The organism is Arthrobacter sp. P1_H7 (genome assembly GCF_056405215.1).
The window spans coordinates 12,699-31,421 of the sequence record NZ_JBFUCO010000015.1; the positions used below are offsets into that span (position 1 = coordinate 12,699).

The 18,723-nt window shown below is 67.7% G+C and carries 15 protein-coding genes and 2 pseudogenes; 5 read left to right on the top strand and 12 right to left on the bottom strand.

The annotated features are described in order from the left end of the window. Nucleotides 1-17: 17 nt before the first annotated feature. From AC1DXI_RS15030 to AC1DXI_RS15050, 5 genes and pseudogenes are all read right to left on the bottom strand, one after another. Nucleotides 18-359 (bottom strand): YciI family protein, encoded by a 342-nt coding sequence (locus AC1DXI_RS15030; RefSeq protein WP_028277719.1) that lies wholly within the window; start codon nt 357-359, stop codon nt 18-20. Between the two features lie 113 nt (nt 360-472). Further along, complete coding sequence (locus AC1DXI_RS15035) at nt 473-1,477, bottom strand: Ppx/GppA phosphatase family protein (protein ID WP_476939296.1); 1,005 nt, start codon at nt 1,475-1,477, stop codon at nt 473-475. A gap of 62 nt (nt 1,478-1,539) precedes the next feature. Then, nucleotides 1,540-1,881, bottom strand: a pseudogene (locus AC1DXI_RS15040) (SseB family protein); the annotation flags it as partial. 116 nt (nt 1,882-1,997) lie between these two features. Then, entirely contained in the window at nt 1,998-4,736 is a 2,739-nt protein-coding gene (gene topA, locus AC1DXI_RS15045; protein WP_476939297.1) for a type I DNA topoisomerase, read from the bottom strand. Nucleotides 4,737-4,951: 215 nt separating this feature from the next. Further along, nucleotides 4,952-5,632: an ArsR/SmtB family transcription factor gene (locus tag AC1DXI_RS15050; protein WP_476939298.1), complete on the bottom strand. Its 681-nt coding sequence runs from the start codon at nt 5,630-5,632 to the stop codon at nt 4,952-4,954. Between the two features lie 190 nt (nt 5,633-5,822). Here AC1DXI_RS15050 and AC1DXI_RS15055 point away from each other — a divergent pair. Further along, nucleotides 5,823-6,977, top strand: a pseudogene (locus AC1DXI_RS15055) (MFS transporter); the annotation flags it as partial. A 96-nt stretch (nt 6,978-7,073) separates the two neighbouring features. Here the strand turns inward: AC1DXI_RS15055 and AC1DXI_RS15060 are convergent. After that, the gene (locus AC1DXI_RS15060) at nt 7,074-8,630 is read right to left on the bottom strand and encodes a DUF7059 domain-containing protein (RefSeq protein ID WP_476939337.1); all 1,557 of its coding nucleotides are present in this window, start codon (nt 8,628-8,630) and stop codon (nt 7,074-7,076) included. Nucleotides 8,631-8,851: 221 nt separating this feature from the next. Beyond that, nucleotides 8,852-9,631: a MerR family transcriptional regulator gene (locus AC1DXI_RS15065; protein WP_476939299.1), complete on the bottom strand. Its 780-nt coding sequence runs from the start codon at nt 9,629-9,631 to the stop codon at nt 8,852-8,854. A gap of 190 nt (nt 9,632-9,821) precedes the next feature. Between AC1DXI_RS15065 and AC1DXI_RS15070 the strand changes: the two genes are divergently transcribed. Continuing rightward, nucleotides 9,822-10,280, top strand: a complete 459-nt coding sequence (locus AC1DXI_RS15070) for a hypothetical protein (protein WP_476939300.1) — start codon at nt 9,822-9,824, stop codon at nt 10,278-10,280. Between the two features lie 110 nt (nt 10,281-10,390). Next, complete coding sequence (locus tag AC1DXI_RS15075; RefSeq protein ID WP_476939301.1) at nt 10,391-10,936, top strand: DUF6023 family protein; 546 nt, start codon at nt 10,391-10,393, stop codon at nt 10,934-10,936. Nucleotides 10,937-10,969: 33 nt separating this feature from the next. On the opposite strand, the gene trhO is transcribed toward AC1DXI_RS15075, so the two are convergent. Continuing rightward, nucleotides 10,970-11,863 (bottom strand): oxygen-dependent tRNA uridine(34) hydroxylase TrhO, encoded by an 894-nt coding sequence (gene trhO, locus AC1DXI_RS15080; protein ID WP_026266709.1) that lies wholly within the window; start codon nt 11,861-11,863, stop codon nt 10,970-10,972. Nucleotides 11,864-11,980: 117 nt separating this feature from the next. Here trhO and AC1DXI_RS15085 point away from each other — a divergent pair, with 117 nt between their 5' ends. Further along, nucleotides 11,981-12,673, top strand: a complete 693-nt coding sequence (locus AC1DXI_RS15085; RefSeq protein ID WP_476939302.1) for a GNAT family N-acetyltransferase — start codon at nt 11,981-11,983, stop codon at nt 12,671-12,673. 156 nt (nt 12,674-12,829) lie between these two features. Beyond that, nucleotides 12,830-15,256, top strand: a complete 2,427-nt coding sequence (locus tag AC1DXI_RS15090; protein WP_476939303.1) for a DEAD/DEAH box helicase — start codon at nt 12,830-12,832, stop codon at nt 15,254-15,256. 38 nt (nt 15,257-15,294) lie between these two features. Here AC1DXI_RS15090 and AC1DXI_RS15095 read toward each other — a convergent pair whose 3' ends face one another. The 4 genes from AC1DXI_RS15095 to AC1DXI_RS15110 form a co-directional block, all read right to left on the bottom strand. Continuing rightward, the gene (locus AC1DXI_RS15095; RefSeq protein WP_476939338.1) at nt 15,295-15,747 is read right to left on the bottom strand and encodes an Rv3654c family TadE-like protein; all 453 of its coding nucleotides are present in this window, start codon (nt 15,745-15,747) and stop codon (nt 15,295-15,297) included. Then, nucleotides 15,747-16,217, bottom strand: a complete 471-nt coding sequence (locus AC1DXI_RS15100) for a TadE family type IV pilus minor pilin (RefSeq protein ID WP_476939304.1) — start codon at nt 16,215-16,217, stop codon at nt 15,747-15,749. The genes AC1DXI_RS15095 and AC1DXI_RS15100 overlap by 1 nt, the downstream gene beginning before the upstream one ends. After that, nucleotides 16,214-16,498, bottom strand: coding sequence for a DUF4244 domain-containing protein (locus AC1DXI_RS15105; RefSeq protein ID WP_476939305.1), 285 nt, complete (start codon nt 16,496-16,498; stop codon nt 16,214-16,216). Before AC1DXI_RS15105 ends, AC1DXI_RS15100 begins: the two co-directional genes overlap by 4 nt. Nucleotides 16,499-16,795: 297 nt before the next feature. Then, the gene (locus AC1DXI_RS15110; RefSeq protein WP_476939306.1) at nt 16,796-18,502 is read right to left on the bottom strand and encodes a hypothetical protein; all 1,707 of its coding nucleotides are present in this window, start codon (nt 18,500-18,502) and stop codon (nt 16,796-16,798) included. Between the last annotated feature and the right edge of the window lie 221 nt (nt 18,503-18,723).

The following is an 18,723-nucleotide window of genomic DNA, read 5'->3' on the forward strand; positions in this document are numbered from 1 at the left end:
GCACCCCGGCCTGGCGGCTAATGCTGGAACGGACGGACTTCAACGGGAAGTGTGGTGGCGCCGGCCAGCTTCCGCGCCCAGCCAAGGGCCGCGTCCAGATCCTCGGCCTCGATCACGGTGAATCCGCCGAGGTGCTCTTTGCCTTCGGTGAACGGCCCGTCGGTCACCAGGATCTCGCCACCGTTGGGCCGCAGGACCGTCGCGGACTCTGCCGGGTGGAGCCCCGCGGCGAACACCCAGGCCCCCGCCGCCTGCATTTCATGGTTCAGGGCTGCCAGGTCACGCATGATGGGTTCGAGGAACTCAGGGTCCGGGGCAGGGCCGTCCGGCTGGTAAATGCTGAGCAGGTACTGCGTCATTTCGGGTGCCTCCTTGTCGAATCAGCCGGCGGCGTGCCGGCCTCTCAGCAATTACACGATCGAGGACGCTCCGGATCTACACAGTCTCGACACCGTGGCTGGCCGGAGTGGTCTCAGGAAGCTTTTGCCGGCGACTGGAGCCGCGCCGGCGGTTGCTCTGTCACATGCGGCGCGGGCTCGACCGGCCCCTCAAACACCAGCTGGTCCAGGCGGCGGAGGATGAGTCCCTCACGCAGGGCCCACGGGCAGGTCACCATGCTGTCGAATTTGAACATCTCCAGGGCCGCTTCCGCGACGAGGGCGCCGGCGAGGACCTGCGGCGCACGGGCTTCGGAGACCCCGGGCAAGTGGAGCCTGTCCTCTATCTCCATCGCCGAGATCCGCTGCGCCCAGAGCCCCAGGTCGAGGGCCAGAAGCTCCCTCTTGACGTAGGGCCCGGCGCCGCTGGGGGCGGCCCCGGCAATCCTGGCGAGGGACCGGAACGTTTTGGACGTGCCCGCCACGAGGTTGGGCGGGCCCAGCTTCTCGAATTTGCGCACCGCGGGTTTGAGCGTGGAGCGGATGTAGCGGCGCAGCTCTTTGATGCTCTTGGCCGAGGGCGGGTTCTCGGGCAGCCAGTCACGCGTCAGCCGGCTGGCGCCGAGCGGAACGGACATCGCCAGCTCGGGCAGCTCGTCCTGTCCGAGGGCCATCTCGAAGGAGCCGCCGCCGATATCCAGGTTCAGGATGGGCCCGGCGCCCCAGCCGTACCAGCGCCGGACGGCGAAGAACGTCATGGATGCCTCTTCGCTGCCCGTGAGCTCCCGGAGGGTGACGGTGGTTTCATGCTTGACGCGGGCCAGGACGTCAGCGCCGTTGGTGGCCTCGCGGATGGCCGAGGTGCAGAACGCGAGGAGGTCGTCGGCTTTGTGCTTGGCCGCGAATTCCCACGCCTCGAGGACAAACTCGACAAGTTCATGCTGCCCCTCGTCGTCGATGTTGCCGTCGTCATCGAGGTACTGCACGAGCGACAGCTGCCGCTTGTGCGAGGCGTAGGGGACCGGACGGGCGCCGGGATGGGCGTCGACCAGCAGGAGATGGACAGTGTTGGACCCGATGTCGAGGACGCCTAGACGCATGCTGCCATTATTCCCCCCACGGACCGGCCGGCCTAGCTGCGMCGGCGGTATTCGCGAAGAATACCGCGGTTGATCACCATGCCAAGTTCCGCGCCGAGGTTGCCGATGATCGCGGCGCCCTGCGTGCCCAGCACGTTGGGGGCGGCGGCGAGATACTGCTCGGTGACGCGGCTCGGGTGCGAGAAGACGGCCAGGACGGGCTTGCCGGAGGAGTTGGCCAGGACCAGCGGCTCCACCTGCGAGTCGGGGCCCTCCAGGGCGTCGGAGCTGACCACATAGACCTCGTTGTTGAGGAAGGCCAGGATCACGTCCACCGGGTTGGCGTCCGGCTGCTCCCCCCGGGCGAGCTGCTCCTCGAGTTCGTTCAGCGGCTGGTTGTCCAGGTGTGCGGGCTGTTCAGTCATATTCCTACTCGATCACGTCCACGGCCGGTCCGCAAACGCGAAATCGCCGGAAACCTGCGGATTCGCCGGTAATTTACGGCGAATCGGCAGGTTTCCGGCGATTTCGGCGCGCTGGCCTACTTCTTGGCCGGGGCCTTCCGAGCGGGTGCCTTGCGGGCCGTCGTCGTGCGCTTGACCGGGCCCTTGGCCCGCTTTTCGGCGAGGAGTTCGACGGCGCGTTCCCGGGTCAGCTCCTCGATCGAGGTGGTGCGCGGCACCGTGATGTTGGTGATGCCGTCGGTGATGTACGGGCCGAACCGGCCTTCCTTCACCACGATGTTCTTCTCCGAGACCGGGTCCGGTCCGAATTCGGCCAGCGGCGGCACGGCGGCACGGGCGCCGCGCTGCTTGGGCTGCGAGTAGATCTCCAGCGCCGCCTCGAGTGTGATCGTGAAGATCTCCTCTTCGGAGCCGATGGAGCGGGAGTCCGTGCCCTTCTTCAGGTACGGGCCGAACCGGCCGTTCTGCACCGTGATCGGGTTGCCGTCGGCGTCCTGGCCGAGCACGCGGGGCAGGCTCATGAGCTGCAGCGCCTCGTCCAGCGTGATGGTGTCCACGCTCATGGACGCAAACAGGGACCCGGTGCGCGGTTTGGCCTTGACGGGCTTCTTCGGCGGCTTGGGCTTGCCGTTCTTGTAGTACTCAACGGGCTGGTTGGCCAACTGTTCCTCGGTCATCTCCGGGATGATCTCGGTGACGTAGGCGCCGTAGCGGCCGTTCTTGGCCACGATTGTGTGCCCGGTGTGCGGGTCCGCGCCGAGGACACGCTCCTCCGGGGCAGCGGTCTCCATGAGTTCGATGGCCTTGGCGGCCGTGAGCTCATCCGGGGCCAGGTCCTCGGGGACGTTGGCGCGGGCCGCCTCAACCACTTCGCCGGTCTCGGGATCCACCGTCGCGGTGGAGCTTTCCAGGTACGGGCCGAACTTGCCGACCCGCAGCGTGATCGCGTCCGTGATGGGGATGGAGTTGATCTCGCGGGCATCGATCTCGCCGAGGTTGTTCACGATGCTCAGCAAGCCGGGCTCGGAGTCCTCACCGAAGTAGAAGTGCTTGAGCCACGCCGGTCCGGCCGCCTGGCCGTTGGCGATCTTGTCCAGGTCCGCTTCCATGTCGGCCGTGAACTCGTAGTCCACGTAGTCGTGGAAATGCTGCTCCAGGAGCCGGATCACGGAGAACGCGATCCAGCTCGGGACCAGCGCGGAGCCCTGCTTCCGGACGTAGCCGCGGTCCTGGATCGTGGAGATGGTGGAGGCGTAGGTCGACGGGCGGCCGATGCCCTTCTTTTCCAGCTCTGCGGTCAGTGAGGCTTCGGTGTAGCGCGGCGGCGGCGAGGTCTCGTGGCCGACGGCGACAATGTCGGTGGCGGTGAGCGCGTCGTCCTTGGCCACGTTGGGCAGCCGTCGTGCTTCCTCGGACTCGTCGTCCCCGCGGCTTTCGTCCTTGCCTTCTTCGTAGGCGGCGAGGAAGCCGGGGAAGGTGATGACGGTGCCCGAGGCCGAGAACTCGGCGTCGCGGCGGTCGGCCGGGTCACCCACGGTGACGGCGCCGAGGCGGATCGTGGCGGTGGAGCCCTTGGCGTCAGCCATCTGCGAGGCGACCGTGCGCTTCCAGATGAGCTCGTAGAGGCGGAATTCGTCGCCGGAGAGCTGCTGGGCCACCTGGGCCGGGGTGCGGAAGGAGTCACCGGCGGGACGGATGGCCTCGTGGGCTTCCTGCGCGTTCGCTGCCTTGCCGCTGTAGACCCGCGGCGACTGCGGCACGTATTCGGGACCGTACAGCTCGGAGGCCTGGCGCCGGGCGGCCGTGACGGCCTCGTTGCTCAGCGCGGATGAGTCCGTACGCATATAGGTGATGTAGCCGTTTTCGTAGAGCCGCTGCGCCACCTGCATCGTGCTCTTCGAGGAGAAGCGCAGCTTGCGGCCGGCCTCCTGCTGCAGCGTGGAGGTGGTGAACGGCGCGGCCGGGCGGCGGGTGTACGGCTTGGTGTCGACGGAGCGGACGCGGAATTCGGCGTCCTGCAGCCCCGCCGCGAGCGAGGCGGCAAGTTCCTCGTTGAGGTGCACGGCGTTGCGGGAGGTGAGCTCGCCGTTGTCGTTGAAGTCCCGGCCGCTGGCGACCTTGGCGCCGTCGACGGCGGCGAGTTTGGCTTTGAAGGAGCCGGAACCGGCACCGAACTGGCCGGTGAGGTCCCAGTAGGAGGCGGCCTTGAAGGCCATCCGCTCGCGTTCGCGGTCCACCACCATGCGGGTAACGACGGACTGCACGCGGCCGGCGGAGAGGCCGCGGGCCACCTTGCGCCAGAGCACGGGGGAGATCTCATAGCCGTAGAGCCGGTCCAGGACGCGGCGGGTCTCCTGGGCGTCCACCAGGTCCTGGTCGACATCGCGCAGGTTGTCCATGGCGCGGTGGATGGCTTCCTTGGTGATTTCACCGAAGGTCATCCGGTAGACGGGAACCTTGGGCTTGAGCACTTCCAGCAGGTGCCACGCGATGGCCTCGCCCTCGCGGTCCCCATCGGTTGCGAGATAGAGAGCGTCGGCGTCTTTGAGCTGGGCCTTGAGCTCGGCGACCTTCTTCTTCTTGTCCGAGGACACCACGTAGTAGGGCTTGAAGTCGTTGTCGATGTCGACGGCGAACTTGCCCAGCGGGGTCTTCTTCAGTTCCGCGGGGAGCTCCGAGGGCTGCGGGAGGTCGCGGATGTGACCGATGGAGGCCTCCACTATGAAGCCTTCGCCGAGGTACTTGGCGATGGTCTTGCTCTTGGCGGGAGACTCCACAATCACGAGTTTCTTGCCGGTTTTGGCCTTGCTTGGCACGGTGCTCCTACAGAAAAAGGTGGCTCGGGCAGATGCGCCCATACCCGCCTAGTTCACCATATTTTGCAGAATCCCGCGCATCCGGCCGGAAATGACGGCCCAGCGGACGCGGCTTCCGGCCGCAGAAAGGCCGGGTGCCGGGCGGGCCCTGGGGGCGCCCCGGATGCAGTCCCGCGCCGTGCCCGCGACCGGTCCAGGCCTTCCCGGCGGCGGCCTCAGCCCTTGCCGGCGGCGGGCTTGCCGGGGGCGGCTTTTGCAGCCGGTCCGCGGTCGTCCGGAATCATCGACCACATCGTGGCCATGCGCTCGGCGCCCTCGGGCACGTGGTCCGGATCCTCAAGTTCGTAGTCCCGCAGCAGGTCGAAGATCCGCCGCGTCAGTTCGGCCCGCTGCTCCGGCGTCAGGTACAGCAGGTTGCTGGCCAGTACCACCGAGGACGGGCCGTCGGCGGTGTCGCCGCTCTCGCGCCGGGCGTTGCGGGCCGTGGCGTAGGCAAGGACCCGGCGGCGGTAGGCGTCAAGCTCCAGGTCCAGGACGGCGAGTTCGGGGCTGGCCACTCCCCCCAGCGAGTGGATGGTGAAATCTGTACCGGCGGCCTGCCAGCGCCGCTCCCGGGCATCCCCTGCGGTGGCCGCGGGAACCACGATGCCCCACTTCTGCAGCGCCCGCAGGTGGTAGCTCATGGCGCTGGGAGTCAGTCCGGTCTGCGCGGCAAGCTCGGTGGCCGTCCGGCTCACCTGGGTGGAATACAGCTCGGAAATGACCTCCAGCCGGGCGGCGTGGGCCAGGGCACGGATCGCCTTCGGGTCAGTGATTTCCACTTGCTTCTCCGGACGGTGCCGGCGCTTGGTGGCCGGCGGAGCTGTTGACTCCGCCGTCGGGGTTTCTGCGTTCACTCCTCCAGTGTATCCAGCCCCGCCAAACTATGAAAGAAATGCTTGACATTTGTTTTGCCGCCGGGCTACGTTCCTTTTTATGAAACAGACACTTCATAAATTGTCGGCCCCCGTAACCGGCGTGCGGCCCCTGTGGCGCAACCACGACTTCCTGATTGCCGGCACCGCCCGGTTCGTGGCGACGGCGGGGATGGGCGCCGTCGTCGTCAGCGTCATGCTGCACCTGCAGAACGCGGCCGCGGCCGGCGAAACTCCTGTCGCCGGGCCCTGGCTCGTGGCCGCCTACCTTTTGTGTTCAGCGCTGCCGCTGGTCCTCCTGGCCCCGTGGGCCGGCCGCCTCGCCGACACCATGGATTCGCGCACGCTGGCGACGGCAAGTTCCGCGGTCAGTGCCGCCGCCGTCGCCGGCATGGGGCTCGGCATGCAGTATCTGGAGAACTATCTGCCCGTGCTGTTTGCCATGACGTTCCTGCTCGACGCCGCCCAGTCCGTGGCCAGCCCCACCTGGCAGGCCCTGCTGCCGCGGATCGTCGGCGAGGACCGCACGCCCCGGGCCATGGGGACCCTGCAGGCGACCATCATGATCGCGGGCATGGCCGGCCCCGCCGCGGGCGGCCTGCTCAGCGGCTGGGGCGGGACCGGGCTGGTGTTCGCCGTGGCCAGCGGCTGCTACGTCGCCATGGGGCTCGGCGCGCTGCTAATCCGCACCCGCCGCGGCACGGCGGCCGAACGGGCCGGGCAGGCGAAGCCGGCGCTGCTGGACGGGCTGCGCCTGATCCGCCGGGACAGCCTGGTCTGGGCCCTGGTCCTCGGGGCGATGTTCTTCATCGTCGTCGGCGAAGCCACCAACGTGCTCGAGGTGTTCCTGGCCCGCGACGAACTTGGCGCCACCGAGATCCAGTACGGCCTCCTGTCCGCGGCCTTCGGCCTCGGGATGGCAGCCGGGGCCGCGATGGCCGGCAGGATCAGGACGCCACGGGTCCGGCTGCGCGTGCTGCTGGCCTCCATGACCGCAGCCTCGGCGTGCCTGGTTCTCACCGGGATGGTCCCGAGCGTGGAACTGCTCTTTGCCGCCTACACAGGGACGGGAGTGGCCTGCGGCGTCCTGAACGCCTGTTTCGGGGCCATCGCGATCCTGCGGATTCCGGAAAGCGGGCGCGGCCAGGCGATGGCGATTGTGGGCGGGATGACGCGTGCCGTCTCCATTGGTGCGCTGGCCCTGGGCGGCCTCCTGGGCGCCCTGGTGCCGGTGCGCGTCAGCTTCGTGCTCACCGGCGTCGCCGGGGCCCTGGTAGCCCTCGCCCTCACGGCGTACGTCCTGCCGCGGTTCGGCCGGGAGGATTCCGCCTCCGGTACTGGTCCTGCGGCAGCCGGGGCTGCGGCAGAAGCGGCCTTGCCGGCCGCTACCGAACCGCCGTTGGCGGGCGCGGCCGCTGCCGTATCAGGCAGGCAGCAGGAAGCCGTCGCGGACGAGGTTCCCGACTTCTTCGAGCAGGCCGGTGCGGAACTCCGCGCCGTCGAACCCCTCGTAGCCGCCCAGCAGCGCCTCGAGGGCGCCGATGATCTGCCCGACGGACAGGTCGCCGTCGCACGCTGAGACGAGGCCCGCCAGCTCGGTACTGAGCAGGTTGGTGCGGCGCAGCCCGGCACCCTGCCGCAGCAGGATGACGCCGGGGTGTTCCGCGCCGGGGCGCTGGTGCCGTTCTTCGGTGACGTCCTCCGCGACCAGCAGGTGGGCGGCGGCCAGATCACGGCCGGCCAGCCAGTCGGCACGCTCGACGGCGGCGCCCAGGTGTGGCCCGACCGGCTGTTCGATCGGGTAGGTGATCTCCTCGAAACGGGACAGCACCCGCCCCGCGCCGTCGGCAGGCCGCCGCAGCCAGATCATGCCGAAGCCGATTCCGGCCACATTGCGCGAGGCGAAGTCGTCCAGGTAGGCCGCGTACGAGTCCTCGTAGAGCCGTCGGTCGCGGCCTTCCGAGGCGTCCTGGAGCCAGGTCTCGGCATACTGCTCGGGGCCCACCTGCTCGCGCTGGATGAACCAGACGTCGGCAACCGGGCCGGCCCAGCTCTGGGGCCGGTCGGCCCAGCCGGCGCCCGCCGTGATCTCCCAGTTGCCCAGAAGCTGGGCCGTTCCGCCCGGGGCAAGGACCGAGGGCAGGGCGCGGACCAGCGAGGACACAATCTCGTCCCCCGGCAGGCCGCCGTCGCGGTACGTGAACTGGTCCGTGGCGGTCTCGCCCAGGCTGCGGGGCGTAATGACGAACGGCGGGTTGGACACCACCAGCTCGAATTCCTGCCCCGCGACCGGGTCCAGCAGGGACCCGAGCCGCAGGCTGACGCGGGCATCAAGGTCGGCCGGATCCAGGTGCAGTTCGGCGGCGTTGAGCAGCAGGTTGAACCGGGTGAACGCCAGCGCACGTTCGGAGATGTCCGTGGCGGTCACGTGCTCGGCGTGGTGCAGCAGGTGGAAGGTCTGGATGCCGCAGCCGGTGCCGAGATCGAGGGCCGTGGCAACATGGCGGCGGGCGGTGACCTGGACCAGGGTGGTGGAGGCCTGCCCAATCCCCAGGACGTGGTCATGCCGGAGAACGCCGGCGCGCTGATGCGCCGCGAGGTCGCTGGCCACCCAGAGGTCCGCTCCGCCCGCACTTGTCCCGTCCTCCCCCACGGCCGGGTCCCAGCCGTAGGGCCTGAGGTCCACCTTCGCCTGGACCAGGTCCCCGCCCGAGGGCTCCACGAGACCAAGTTCCATCAGCCCCCTGGTACGGATGCCGGGGAGGGCGGCGTCGAGCGTCGCCGCGGGCTGCGGTTCAGACAGAAGCCAGAGACGCACGACGACGGCGAGCGCCGCCGTCGCCGGATCCCCGAGGGAACGCCCGGTGACGATCAGGGCCGGGATGAGCTGGTCCCGGCCCAGGGCCGAGTGCGCGGCCTCGCCGAGCAGCTCCGCAACCCCGTCCACGGTGTAGCCAACGGCACGCAGGTCCCCGGCCAGGGCCTCGAGGAGGCCGGGGAGGTCGCTGCGCGGAGCGTCCGGAGTATTGCCCGCCGTGAACGGGGTAGCCGGAGCCTGCGTGGAACGAGCCTGCGTTGAAAGAGCCGGTGCGGCGGGGCCTTGCGCTGAGGAAGTCACCGGACAAGTTTAGTCCCCGGGGCCGGGCCCCCTTTCATTCCGGAGACGGCGCCCGGGTGTGGGCCCGGGCGATGCAGGTCCGGCTAGAGCTCGGTCTCCGCGTAGATTTTCAGGGCGTCCCGGACGAAGGCGGCGCCGTCGGCGCCTCCGTAGTTGGCGGCGAACCTGGGATCGGCCACGTACATCTCGCCGAGCCCCGTCACGTACCCCTTGATGTCGCCACCGGTCGCCGGGCTGCCGCCCGCTGCGGGTGACGCCGGCGTGCCGGGGATTCGCCTGAGCCATTCGACGTGGCGCCGGGCAAGGTCTTGCGCCTGCGCGCTGTCCGCCGGGACTCGCGACGCCGCAGCAGCCGTCCAGTCGGCACCGAGTTGCCGGGACTGTTCTGTCCAGGCAGCCTTCTCCCCGGCCCCCATGCCGCGCCACCAGGCGTCCGACTTCGTATAGGCGTCCTTGCCCCACCGCTGCTCCACCTCTTCCTGGTACTTGGTGTGGTCGAAACCGTCGAACATTTCCTCCGCCATGATCTTTCCTCCCGTTTGCAATGCCTCGATGGTGTGACGGACCGAGGCAATCTGCCGCCCCAGCCTGTCTTGTTCCTGCAGCAGCCACGCCAGGTGCCGGCCCAGTGCATGCTCCTCGTCCGCCTCGTTGCCGAGCACGTCCGCGATCGCCGGCAGCCCGAGCCCCAAGTCGCGCAGGAGCAGGATCCGCTGCAGACGGACCAGGGACTCCTGGCCGTAGTAGCGGTAGCCGTTGTTGCCGGTGCGGCTTGGCCTGAGCAGGCCGATGTCGTCGTAATGACGCAAAGTCCGGCCGGTGGTGCCGGCCAACTTCGCGATCTGCTGAACGGACCAGTCCATGCCTCCACCCTTCTGCTCCCTCGAGGCCCGGGTCCCCTGGACCCCGCTGTATCCCGTGCCGGCCGGCCGCTGCCGCCCGTGCTTCGACTCTAAACTTTGACGCAACGTCAAAGTCAAGGGCCCGCGAGGGAAGGGTGCCCGGGACGTCGGCGCGGCCGGAGGGCAGCCCGCGGGACGGTAAGTTTGAGGCATGGTTTTCCCTTCCTCCCACGCCCCGGCCGCCCGTCTGGCCCGGCGGACGCTCAGCGGCACGGCCGCCGCCGTCGTCGTATTGGCCGCGGCGGCATGTTCCCCGGCCGGTTCGATTGAGAGCGCCGACGTCCCGGCGTGGAAGGCCACTGCGCTGCCCTCCGCCCCGGGGACAGTGCTGGAGGATGCCGGCAAAATCCTGAACCGGGATCCGATCGTCCAGTCCGCTTCCGGCGTCCCCGCCGGCACCTACATTTTGACCATGACCTGCGACGGCGGCGGGAAGGCGTTCTTCGCCGTCAGCCTGGACGGCAGCCAGTTGGCCGAAGCCGGTGCCGCCTGCAACGGCAGCCGCGAAACCGCCCGCATCAAAGTGCCCGCCGCGGGCAAGGTCACGCTCAGCACGTCCAGTGTGGATGCCCCGCTTCTCTACGCCTACCACCTGGCAGAGTCCGAGTAGCGTGCGCCGCAGCCCGGTCCGCGGCGTCCGGCCCCGCGCCCTCTGACGGCCTGTCCGACCCGGACCTTTGGCCTCTGGCGTTTGACCCCGGGCGGCCCTAATCTCAGGGTATGCCAACAGTGCCGGCGAGCAGGGTGACGCGACGGCGCACCCCGGCGGCCGCCGTGGTGCTTTCAGTTGCGGTATTTCTCGGGACAGTCCTGTCCGGCTGCGCATATGAATACAGCGCCGACCACTGGGACGATGAATCGACCTCCGCTGCCCCTCCGCCGACCGCTGACGCCGCCCTGCCACAGGACCCCCATCTCAACGAGCCGGTGACGGGCGAGGAGCTGGATGACTGGGTCGATGCCGTACTGCCCGACGCCGAGGGACAAGTCCTCCATACCGGTTTCGGGACGCTGGAGGCCGACGAGGAGCGGAAAGAGACGACAGCCCAGCTGCCCAAGGGTACTTACGCCCTGACCCTGGCTTGCCGCAGCACCCGCCGCGTGTCGTTTTCCATCGAGAACGGTGAGGACGAACTCGTGGACCTGAGTCTCCGGTGCGGGACGTCCAGGGTGAACGTGGTGCAACTGGCTGCGGATGCGTCGCTCTCGATCAAAGTGGACGCCAACGCACCGGCGAACTTTGCGTACCGGGTGAGCCGTCTCTGAGGGTGCCGGCCGGCCAAAAGTCCGGATCGTGCCTCAGGCGGCGCAGCCCTCGGGGCACCGCAGGGTGTCAGGGCTCGCGGCGCACCCGGCGCAGTAGAGCGTGAGATTCCGGCAGGACGGATTCGAGCAGTTTTCGAACTTGCTTGTGGGTGCCGAGCAGCGGACGCATTTGCCGATGGTCTTGGCGTCCCCGCTGAACTCGACGTGCATGCGCTTGTCGAACACATACAGGGAGCCCTCCCACAGGCCCTGGTCCTTGAAGGCCTCGCCGTAGCGGACGATGCCGCCGTCGAGCTGGTAGACCTCCTTGAACCCGCGGTTCACCATGAGGCTCGAGAGCACCTCGCAGCGGATGCCGCCGGTGCAGTAAGTGACAACCGGCTTGTCCTTGAGGGCGTCGTACTTACCGGAGTCGAGTTCCTTGATGAAGTCGTGGGTGGTGGCGACATCGGGAACCACGGCGTCCTTGAACTTGCCGATCTGGGCCTCGAAGCCGTTCCGGCCGTCGAAGAACACGACTTCGTCGCCCTGCTGTTTCTTGGCTTCAATGAGTTCGTGGAGTTCCTCGGGCTTGAGGTGCGTTCCGCCACCGACCACTCCGCCGGCGTCGACTTTGAGTTCGCCCGGGGCGCCGAAGGATACGATTTCGTCCCGCACCTTCACGCTGAGCCGCGGGAAGTCCGCCGCGCCGCCCTCGGACCACTTCACGTCGATGCCCTGGAAGCCCTTGTACTCCCGCGTCGTTTTGACGTATTGCTTCACGGCGTTCAGTTCTCCGCCGACCGTGGCGTTGATGCCGTCCTTGGAAAGGATGATGCGGCCGGTCAGTCCGAGTTTTTCGCACAGGGCGCGCTGCCAGAGCCGGACGGCGTCCGGGTCAGGCAGCGGGGTGAATCCGTAAAAAAGCACAATCCTGTTCAAAGCCACGCTTTTAAGGGTACTTGCTGGCGCGGACGGCCGGGCGACAATCACAATTGGATAAGCAAGCGGCTTCCCCCAACGCGGCCCCTGTTGCTTGTGGCACGGCTGGAATACGCTCATCACATGAGTCTTGACGCCATGGTTGAAGACACCACTCACCTGCTGGAAATCTGGGTTGCCGGATGGGCCGGTTGCCGCGGATACGAGACGCGCAGGGAGGGACGGTTCCCCGCGGCCTTACGCGCGGACACCACCCACGAATGGGAGTATTTCGCCTACGATCCGTCCGACGCGGAGTTCGAGGCGCTGGCGGCAAAGACGGCCGAAGTACCGGCCCGGGTCCTCACCATCCTCACCAACGATGCGGCCCGGTACACGTTGCTGGGACAGCGGAACGGCCTCCATGTCACCTCGGCCTCCCAAACCATGATGATCGTGGACATGGAGACCCAGGATTCGGAGGACCCTTGGCTTTCGGACGACGACCTCAGGCTCGAGACCTCCCGGACCGACGGCGTCCACCACGCGGTCGTCAGCGCCGGCGAGGACGTCGCCGCGAGCGGACGCGTGTTTGTGGTGGGACACACCGCCATCTTCGACAACATCGTGACGTCGGCGGCCTACCAGCGGCGGGGGCTGGGCAGCTTCATCATGAAGGCCCTGGCCGCCCAGGCGTTCGAACACGACGTCGACTCCGGGCTCCTGCTCGCCTCCCTTGACGGCCAAAAACTCTATTCACACCTCGGCTGGCGCGAGGTGTGCCACGTCCTGATGTTGTCAACATCCGACGAAGGGTCCGACCTGTCCGTGGGTTGAAGCGCCGCTCCGTGGGTTGAGGCGCCGCTCCGTGGGTTGAGGCGCCGCTCCGTGGGTTGAGGCGCCGCGAGCGTCTGCCGTCCGGCGGCGGGCGCCCGGGGCAACATTGCCCGGTGGGCGGCCGGGCGATTTGAGGGCGGATGAAAGAATATGTGAGTGAACCCGCATGAGTCCTTGATTCCGTTGCTGGGCCGAGGTCCGGACCCGGAACAGCTGCGTCATGTGCGGACGATCCCCGCCCGCCAGGCCGTTAATGCGCCGTGGCCGGAATGGTCCCACCCCGATCTCGTGGCAGCCTACGGTTCCCTGGGTATCCACGAGCCCTACCTTCACCAGGTCCGGGCCGCCGAACTGGCCCACGCCGGGAAGAACGTGGTCATCGCCACCGGCACTGCGTCCGGCAAGTCTCTGGCGTATCAGCTGCCGGCCCTGGACGCGATCCACCGTTCCGAACTCAAGGTCCTGTCCGATCCCGGGAAAATCCACGACGACGGGGCTGTGACCCTCTACCTCTCCCCGACCAAGGCGCTCGCCGCCGACCAACTGGCAGCGATCAGCGCACTGAAGCTCCCCACAGTCCGGGCAGAAACCTACGACGGCGACACCGATCCCGCTTCCCGGCGCTGGATCCGGGACCATGCGAACTTCATCCTGGCCAACCCGGACATGCTGCACTTCGGCATCCTCCCGAACCATGCCTGGTGGGCCAGGTTCTTCCGGCGCCTCCGCTACGTGATCGTGGATGAGGCCCACAGCTACCGCGGCGTCTTCGGCTCCCATGTGGCAAACCTCATGCGCCGGCTGCGTCGGATCTGTGCCTACTACAGCCCGGGCGGCTCGCATCCCGGACCTGTGTTCATCGCGGCATCCGCCACGGCCTCTGAACCCGGGCAGTCCTTCGGCCGGCTGATCGGCGCACCGGTGCGGGCCGTTTCCGAAGACAGTTCCCCCCACGGGTCCACCACGGTGGCGTTTTGGGAGCCGGCACTGACCGAAGTCCGGGGCGAAAACGGTGCCAAGGAGCGCCGGACGGCCGTCGCCGAGACCGCCGACCTGCTGGCCAACCTGGTCTCCTCCCGGACCCGGACCATTGCGTTCATCAAGTCCAGGCGCGGGGCAGAGACGATTTCCTCCATCGCCAAACGCCTCCTCGACGAGGTGGACCCCAGCCTGCCGCAGCGCGTGGCCGCCTACCGCTCGGGCTACCTGCCGGAAGAGCGGCGGGCCCTGGAAAAGGCGCTGCGCTCGGGTGAACTGTTGGGCGTCTCGAGCACGTCCGCGCTGGAGCTGGGCATCGACATTTCCGGTCTCGACGCCGTCCTGGTCGCAGGCTGGCCGGGCACCCGCGCGTCGTTGTTCCAGCAGATCGGCCGGGCAGGACGCGCCGGGCAGGACGCGATCGCGGCCTTCGTGGCCAGCGACGACCCGCTGGACACCTACTTGGTGAACCACCCCGAGGCGATTTTCGATGTTTCGGTGGAGGCCACGGTCTTCGATCCCTCCAATCCATATGTTCTGGGCCCGCACCTGTGCGCAGCCGCCGCGGAACTTCCCCTCGGGTTCGCCGAACTGGAGCTCTTCGGGGCCACCGCAGAGAAGCTGCTGGACCGGCTGGTCCTGCAGGGCTACCTGCGCAAACGGCCGGCCGGATGGTTTTGGACCCATCCGCAAAATGCCGCAGCCATGGTGAACCTCCGGGCCGACGGCGGAGGTCCGGTGAGCATCGTGGATGCCGAGACGGGCTCCTTGCTCGGCACCATGGATTCGCCGCAGACCCATTACCAGGCACACACCGGCGCCATCTATGTCCACCAGGGCGACAGCTACGTGGTGGAAGACTTGAATGAGGATGATCACTGTGTGGTGGTGCGCCGGGCGAACCCCGACTACTACACCACCGCCCGGGACGTGACCCAGATCGAGGTCCTCGAAACGCAACGCACCACCCAGTGGGGCGATGTGGCTGTGCACTTCGGCGATGTGAAAGTGACGACCCAGGTGGTGTCCTTCCAGCGCAAGGCGTTGATTTCGAATGAGATCCTCGGCGAAGAACCGTTGGAGTTGGGCGCCAGGGACCTGTTTACCAAGGCGGTCTGGTTTGTTGTGGACAACCGCTCGCTGACCGGCGCGGGGCTCATCGAGGCACAGTTCCCCGGCGCACTGCATGCTGCCGAGCACGCGGCCATCGGCCTCCTTCCACTAGTGGCTTCGAGCGACCGCTGGGACATCGGCGGAGTGTCCACGGCCATCCACGCCGACACTGGTGTGCCCACCATCTTTGTCTACGACGGCCATCCCGGCGGGGCCGGGTTCGCCGAACGCGGCTACGACAAGGCCAGGTTGTGGCTGACCGCCACGCGGGACGCCATCAAGGCCTGCGAATGCGAGTCCGGCTGCCCCTCCTGCGTCCAGTCACCCAAGTGCGGCAACAAGAACAACCCGCTCGACAAGGACGCCGCCGTCACACTGATCGATGTACTGCTCCAAGACGCCGCCGACCTTATGCACGCCGGCAATCCCGGCACAACGGCGGCCGCGGCCGGGACCTCGGACGATAAGCCCGCACAGCCGCTCCGCGCCTGAACACGTCTCCCGGCAACCCGCCGGAAACGAAGCATCATTCAAGGTGCGGACCCGTTCCCGGCCGCGGGGGGCGGTCCCGCCCTTGCCCGTCCCGTGGCCGCCCCGAGGAACGGACCGGCGCCGAACTCGGTGCGGACCTGAACCGTGGCGTCCGGTCCTTCAGCACAGGCGGCCAGCCTGGCGTTGTTCTTCAGCGCGACCTCTCGAGCCACAGCGCAGGGCTCGCCGGACGTGATCCCCCGCGCGGCATCCGCGGCAGCCAGCGCCGCCAGATCGGCAGCCGCCGCAGCCCTCGATGCCGCGACGGCCGATTGGGCCAAAAGCAGCAGGAGGGCCAACGCCATGATGACCGCCAGCCCGAGTCCCAGGGCCAGCACGGTCCCCGACCCCCGCTCTAAAGACGTACACCGGTGCCGGGCGTGGGCAGGATCCGGGCTCCGGGGTCGCGGCCCGCGGGCCCGGACACGGATACGGATACGGACACGCGACATCACGTGCCGCTCCGCCACGGGGACCGGGAGACGCCCTTCAGTCCGGACTCGTCCAGCCCGGGCCGTTGTGCCGCGCCAGGGGCCTCAGCACGCGCCCATGCGCTGGCGCTGAGGGACCAGGGAACCAGGGACGCAACAGCCCCGGGGACGCGGCCGGAAACGGTGACCCTGTGCCCATCGCCGTCGTGCGTCACCTCGGAGTCCGCCGTTTCGCCGGCGAGACGGCGGACAATCTCACCGACTTCGCCGGCCGCGGCTCCCCTCGCCACCGCCCGGGCACCGCCACGGGCCGCCTCCTCGACGCGGAGCTGCATCACCCCGGCCGCCGAACCCGCGAGCAGCACAGAGAGCAGGAGGACGACCGAGGGCAGCGCGACGGCGAACTCAGCGGTGACGGCCCCGCGGCACTCCGCCGTTGGCGGCGGCTCCCTCCGGCCGCCGCTCCCCCGTGCGCGCCAGAGTCCGTTCATGGCAACGTGAGCGCTGTCCGGATGAGGTTCAGGAGGAACCCGCGGACCTCATCGCTGCGCATGATGAACACGAGGACCCCGGCGAAGCCCACGGCGGCCAGGGTTGCGATGGCATATTCAGCAGTAGCCATGCCCGCCTGCGCGGCCGGCGGCCCTGTGCGTCTCTGCGGTTGAACGGGAACAACCGAGCTGGCGCCGGGGTAGATCTCATAGACCTCGGCAACGCCGCCCTCCCCTGCGTCAATGCGACGTGCAGCGGGAGTGTCCTGATTTGTTGACATCTGCTTTCCTTCCACGGGACACCGGCGTGATCGCCGGCTGATTCGACTCTCCCGGCTTGTACGTCGCATCAAAAGCCCCGATGGCAGCTAAGTGGAAAACGTGCCCGAAGATGACGTCGTGGCGGCCTGTGGAGGAGAAGTGCCTGGCCCATTCCGGGCGGCCAACAGACGCCGAACGCCAAGCCCGGATCCGCCAGCACCCTGCCCGGACCCAGACAGGGCTGAACCCGAGGGGCTGCGGTCCCTACTGCGACAACAGCCCCTCGGGTTCAGTTGGTGCGGGTCACCCGCGCGTTCCTAAGGGAGGAAGTATCCCGCGAGGTCGGCGATGAGGTGTGAGGATCCGGAGGAACGGTTGAACAACGTCACCTTTCCGTCTGAGCCGACGGGGACCGAGACCAGATTCGGCACAGTCTGTCCGGCGGAGAAGTTCAGGTTGGACGCGTCCGGACGGGTGGAACCGGAGGGGTAGGCGGTGATGTAGCCGATGGACTGGGGCGAGACGACCGTCAGGTTGAAGACAGCCGCCAGGACGCTCGAGGGGATGCCGTTGGCCCCGGCAATCTGGAAGGATACCGTGGAGTCCGGGCGTACAGCCGTTGTGTTTCGGGTGTCGAGGATCCTGGATGGACCGGTGGCCTTGAACGCACCGGTGGCTGACGGCGTGCCGCCGAGGTAGTAGCCGGCAACGTCTGCGATCAGGTGCGAACGCCCGAACGAACGATTGAGCAGTGTGACTTTTCCGTCTGGACCGACGGGGACCGTGACCAGGTTCGGCACTGTCTGTCCGGCGTTGAAGTTGAGGTTAGACGCGTCCGGACGCGCCGAGCCCGAAGCATAGGCCGTAATGTATCCGATCCTTGTTGGCTCGGTCACTGTGAGGTTGAAGACCACAGCGGCGGCAGTTGTCGGTATGCCGTTGGTCCCCGCAACCTGCAGGGACACGGTGGAATCCCCTGCAAGCGCCGTCGTGGACCGGGTGTCCAGCAGCCGCTTTGGCGCCAGACTTTGGAAGGCGCCCGGCGTCGCTGGAGCCCCCGTGACGTAGTAGCCGGTGACATCGGCGATGAGGTGGGTTGTGCCGGAGGATCTGTTGAACAGCGCCACTCTGCCGTCCGCACCCACCTTGACCGTTACCATGTTAGGCACGTTTTGGTTGGCGCGGAAGTTCACATTGGATGCATTAGGCCGTACTGTCCCGGAGGGGTAGGCGGTGATGTAGCCAATGGATTTTGCCTCAGTGACGGTCAGGTTGAAGACGACCGCCGCGACATTTGCCGGGATCCCATTGGCCCCTGCAACCTGGAAGGAGACGGCCTTGTCGGCACCCACCGGCGACGTTTTCCGGGTGTCGAGGAACCGCTGTGGGGCAATCGGGGTAAACGTCCCGGGAAGCTGGCCGGCCGCCTTTTTGGCCTTGATGACCACGTCGTCAATGAAGCTGTCGCCGGCCTGCCGCCGGTGTTCGGCGCCGAGTTGCATCTTGGTGACCGCGGTAAAGGCCGTGGCGACCTGCTTGCTGGAATACACGAGCTTGCCGTCGAAGATCACCTCGACCGTGGAGGAGGCCCCATTTGCGACGACGTGTGTGACGAGATGGTGCCAGGTGCCGAGCGGAACGTTCACCTTCATCGGGGTGTAGCGGAGGGTTCCGTCGGGCGCCGCGACGCGCAGCCACATCGGGCCGAGGCCGCCGTTGGATCGGTAGACGTCTATGAACCGGGTAGTCCCGTTGAAGAACCGGAAGTACGGGACGTTGTTGCCGGCGACGCCCTCTTTGGTGATGTTGAACCAGCCGTCGGCGTATACCTCATTGTTTCCGGCAGGAAGTGGTGCGGAAAAATTGGCCACCGACCCGGCATCCGTGGTGACGTGAACATAGGCTGAGCAGCGGCCCGAGTGCTGCCGGGCCGAGGAAACATCGGCCGTACCTGTCCCAGCGGTGAAAACGGTTCCGAAGCCGGCGGTGGTGAGGCTTCCGGACTCGAAGTTCGTGGCAATCACCGTTGTGCCAGGGTATTGGTTGGTCGGTTGGGGTGTTCCCGGCTGACAGGTCACGGCGGCGGACGCCGGACTGGCTCCCACCGCCAAACCGGTCAACACTAGTAAGTTGAGCGCTGCAATCACACCCGCTTTATACAGTCGAATCATTGATCTGCCCCCCTGGCGTGGCTCCCAGTTAGTACGAGACCCCAGATACTCCGGGATTCGAGGCGCCAAGGAAG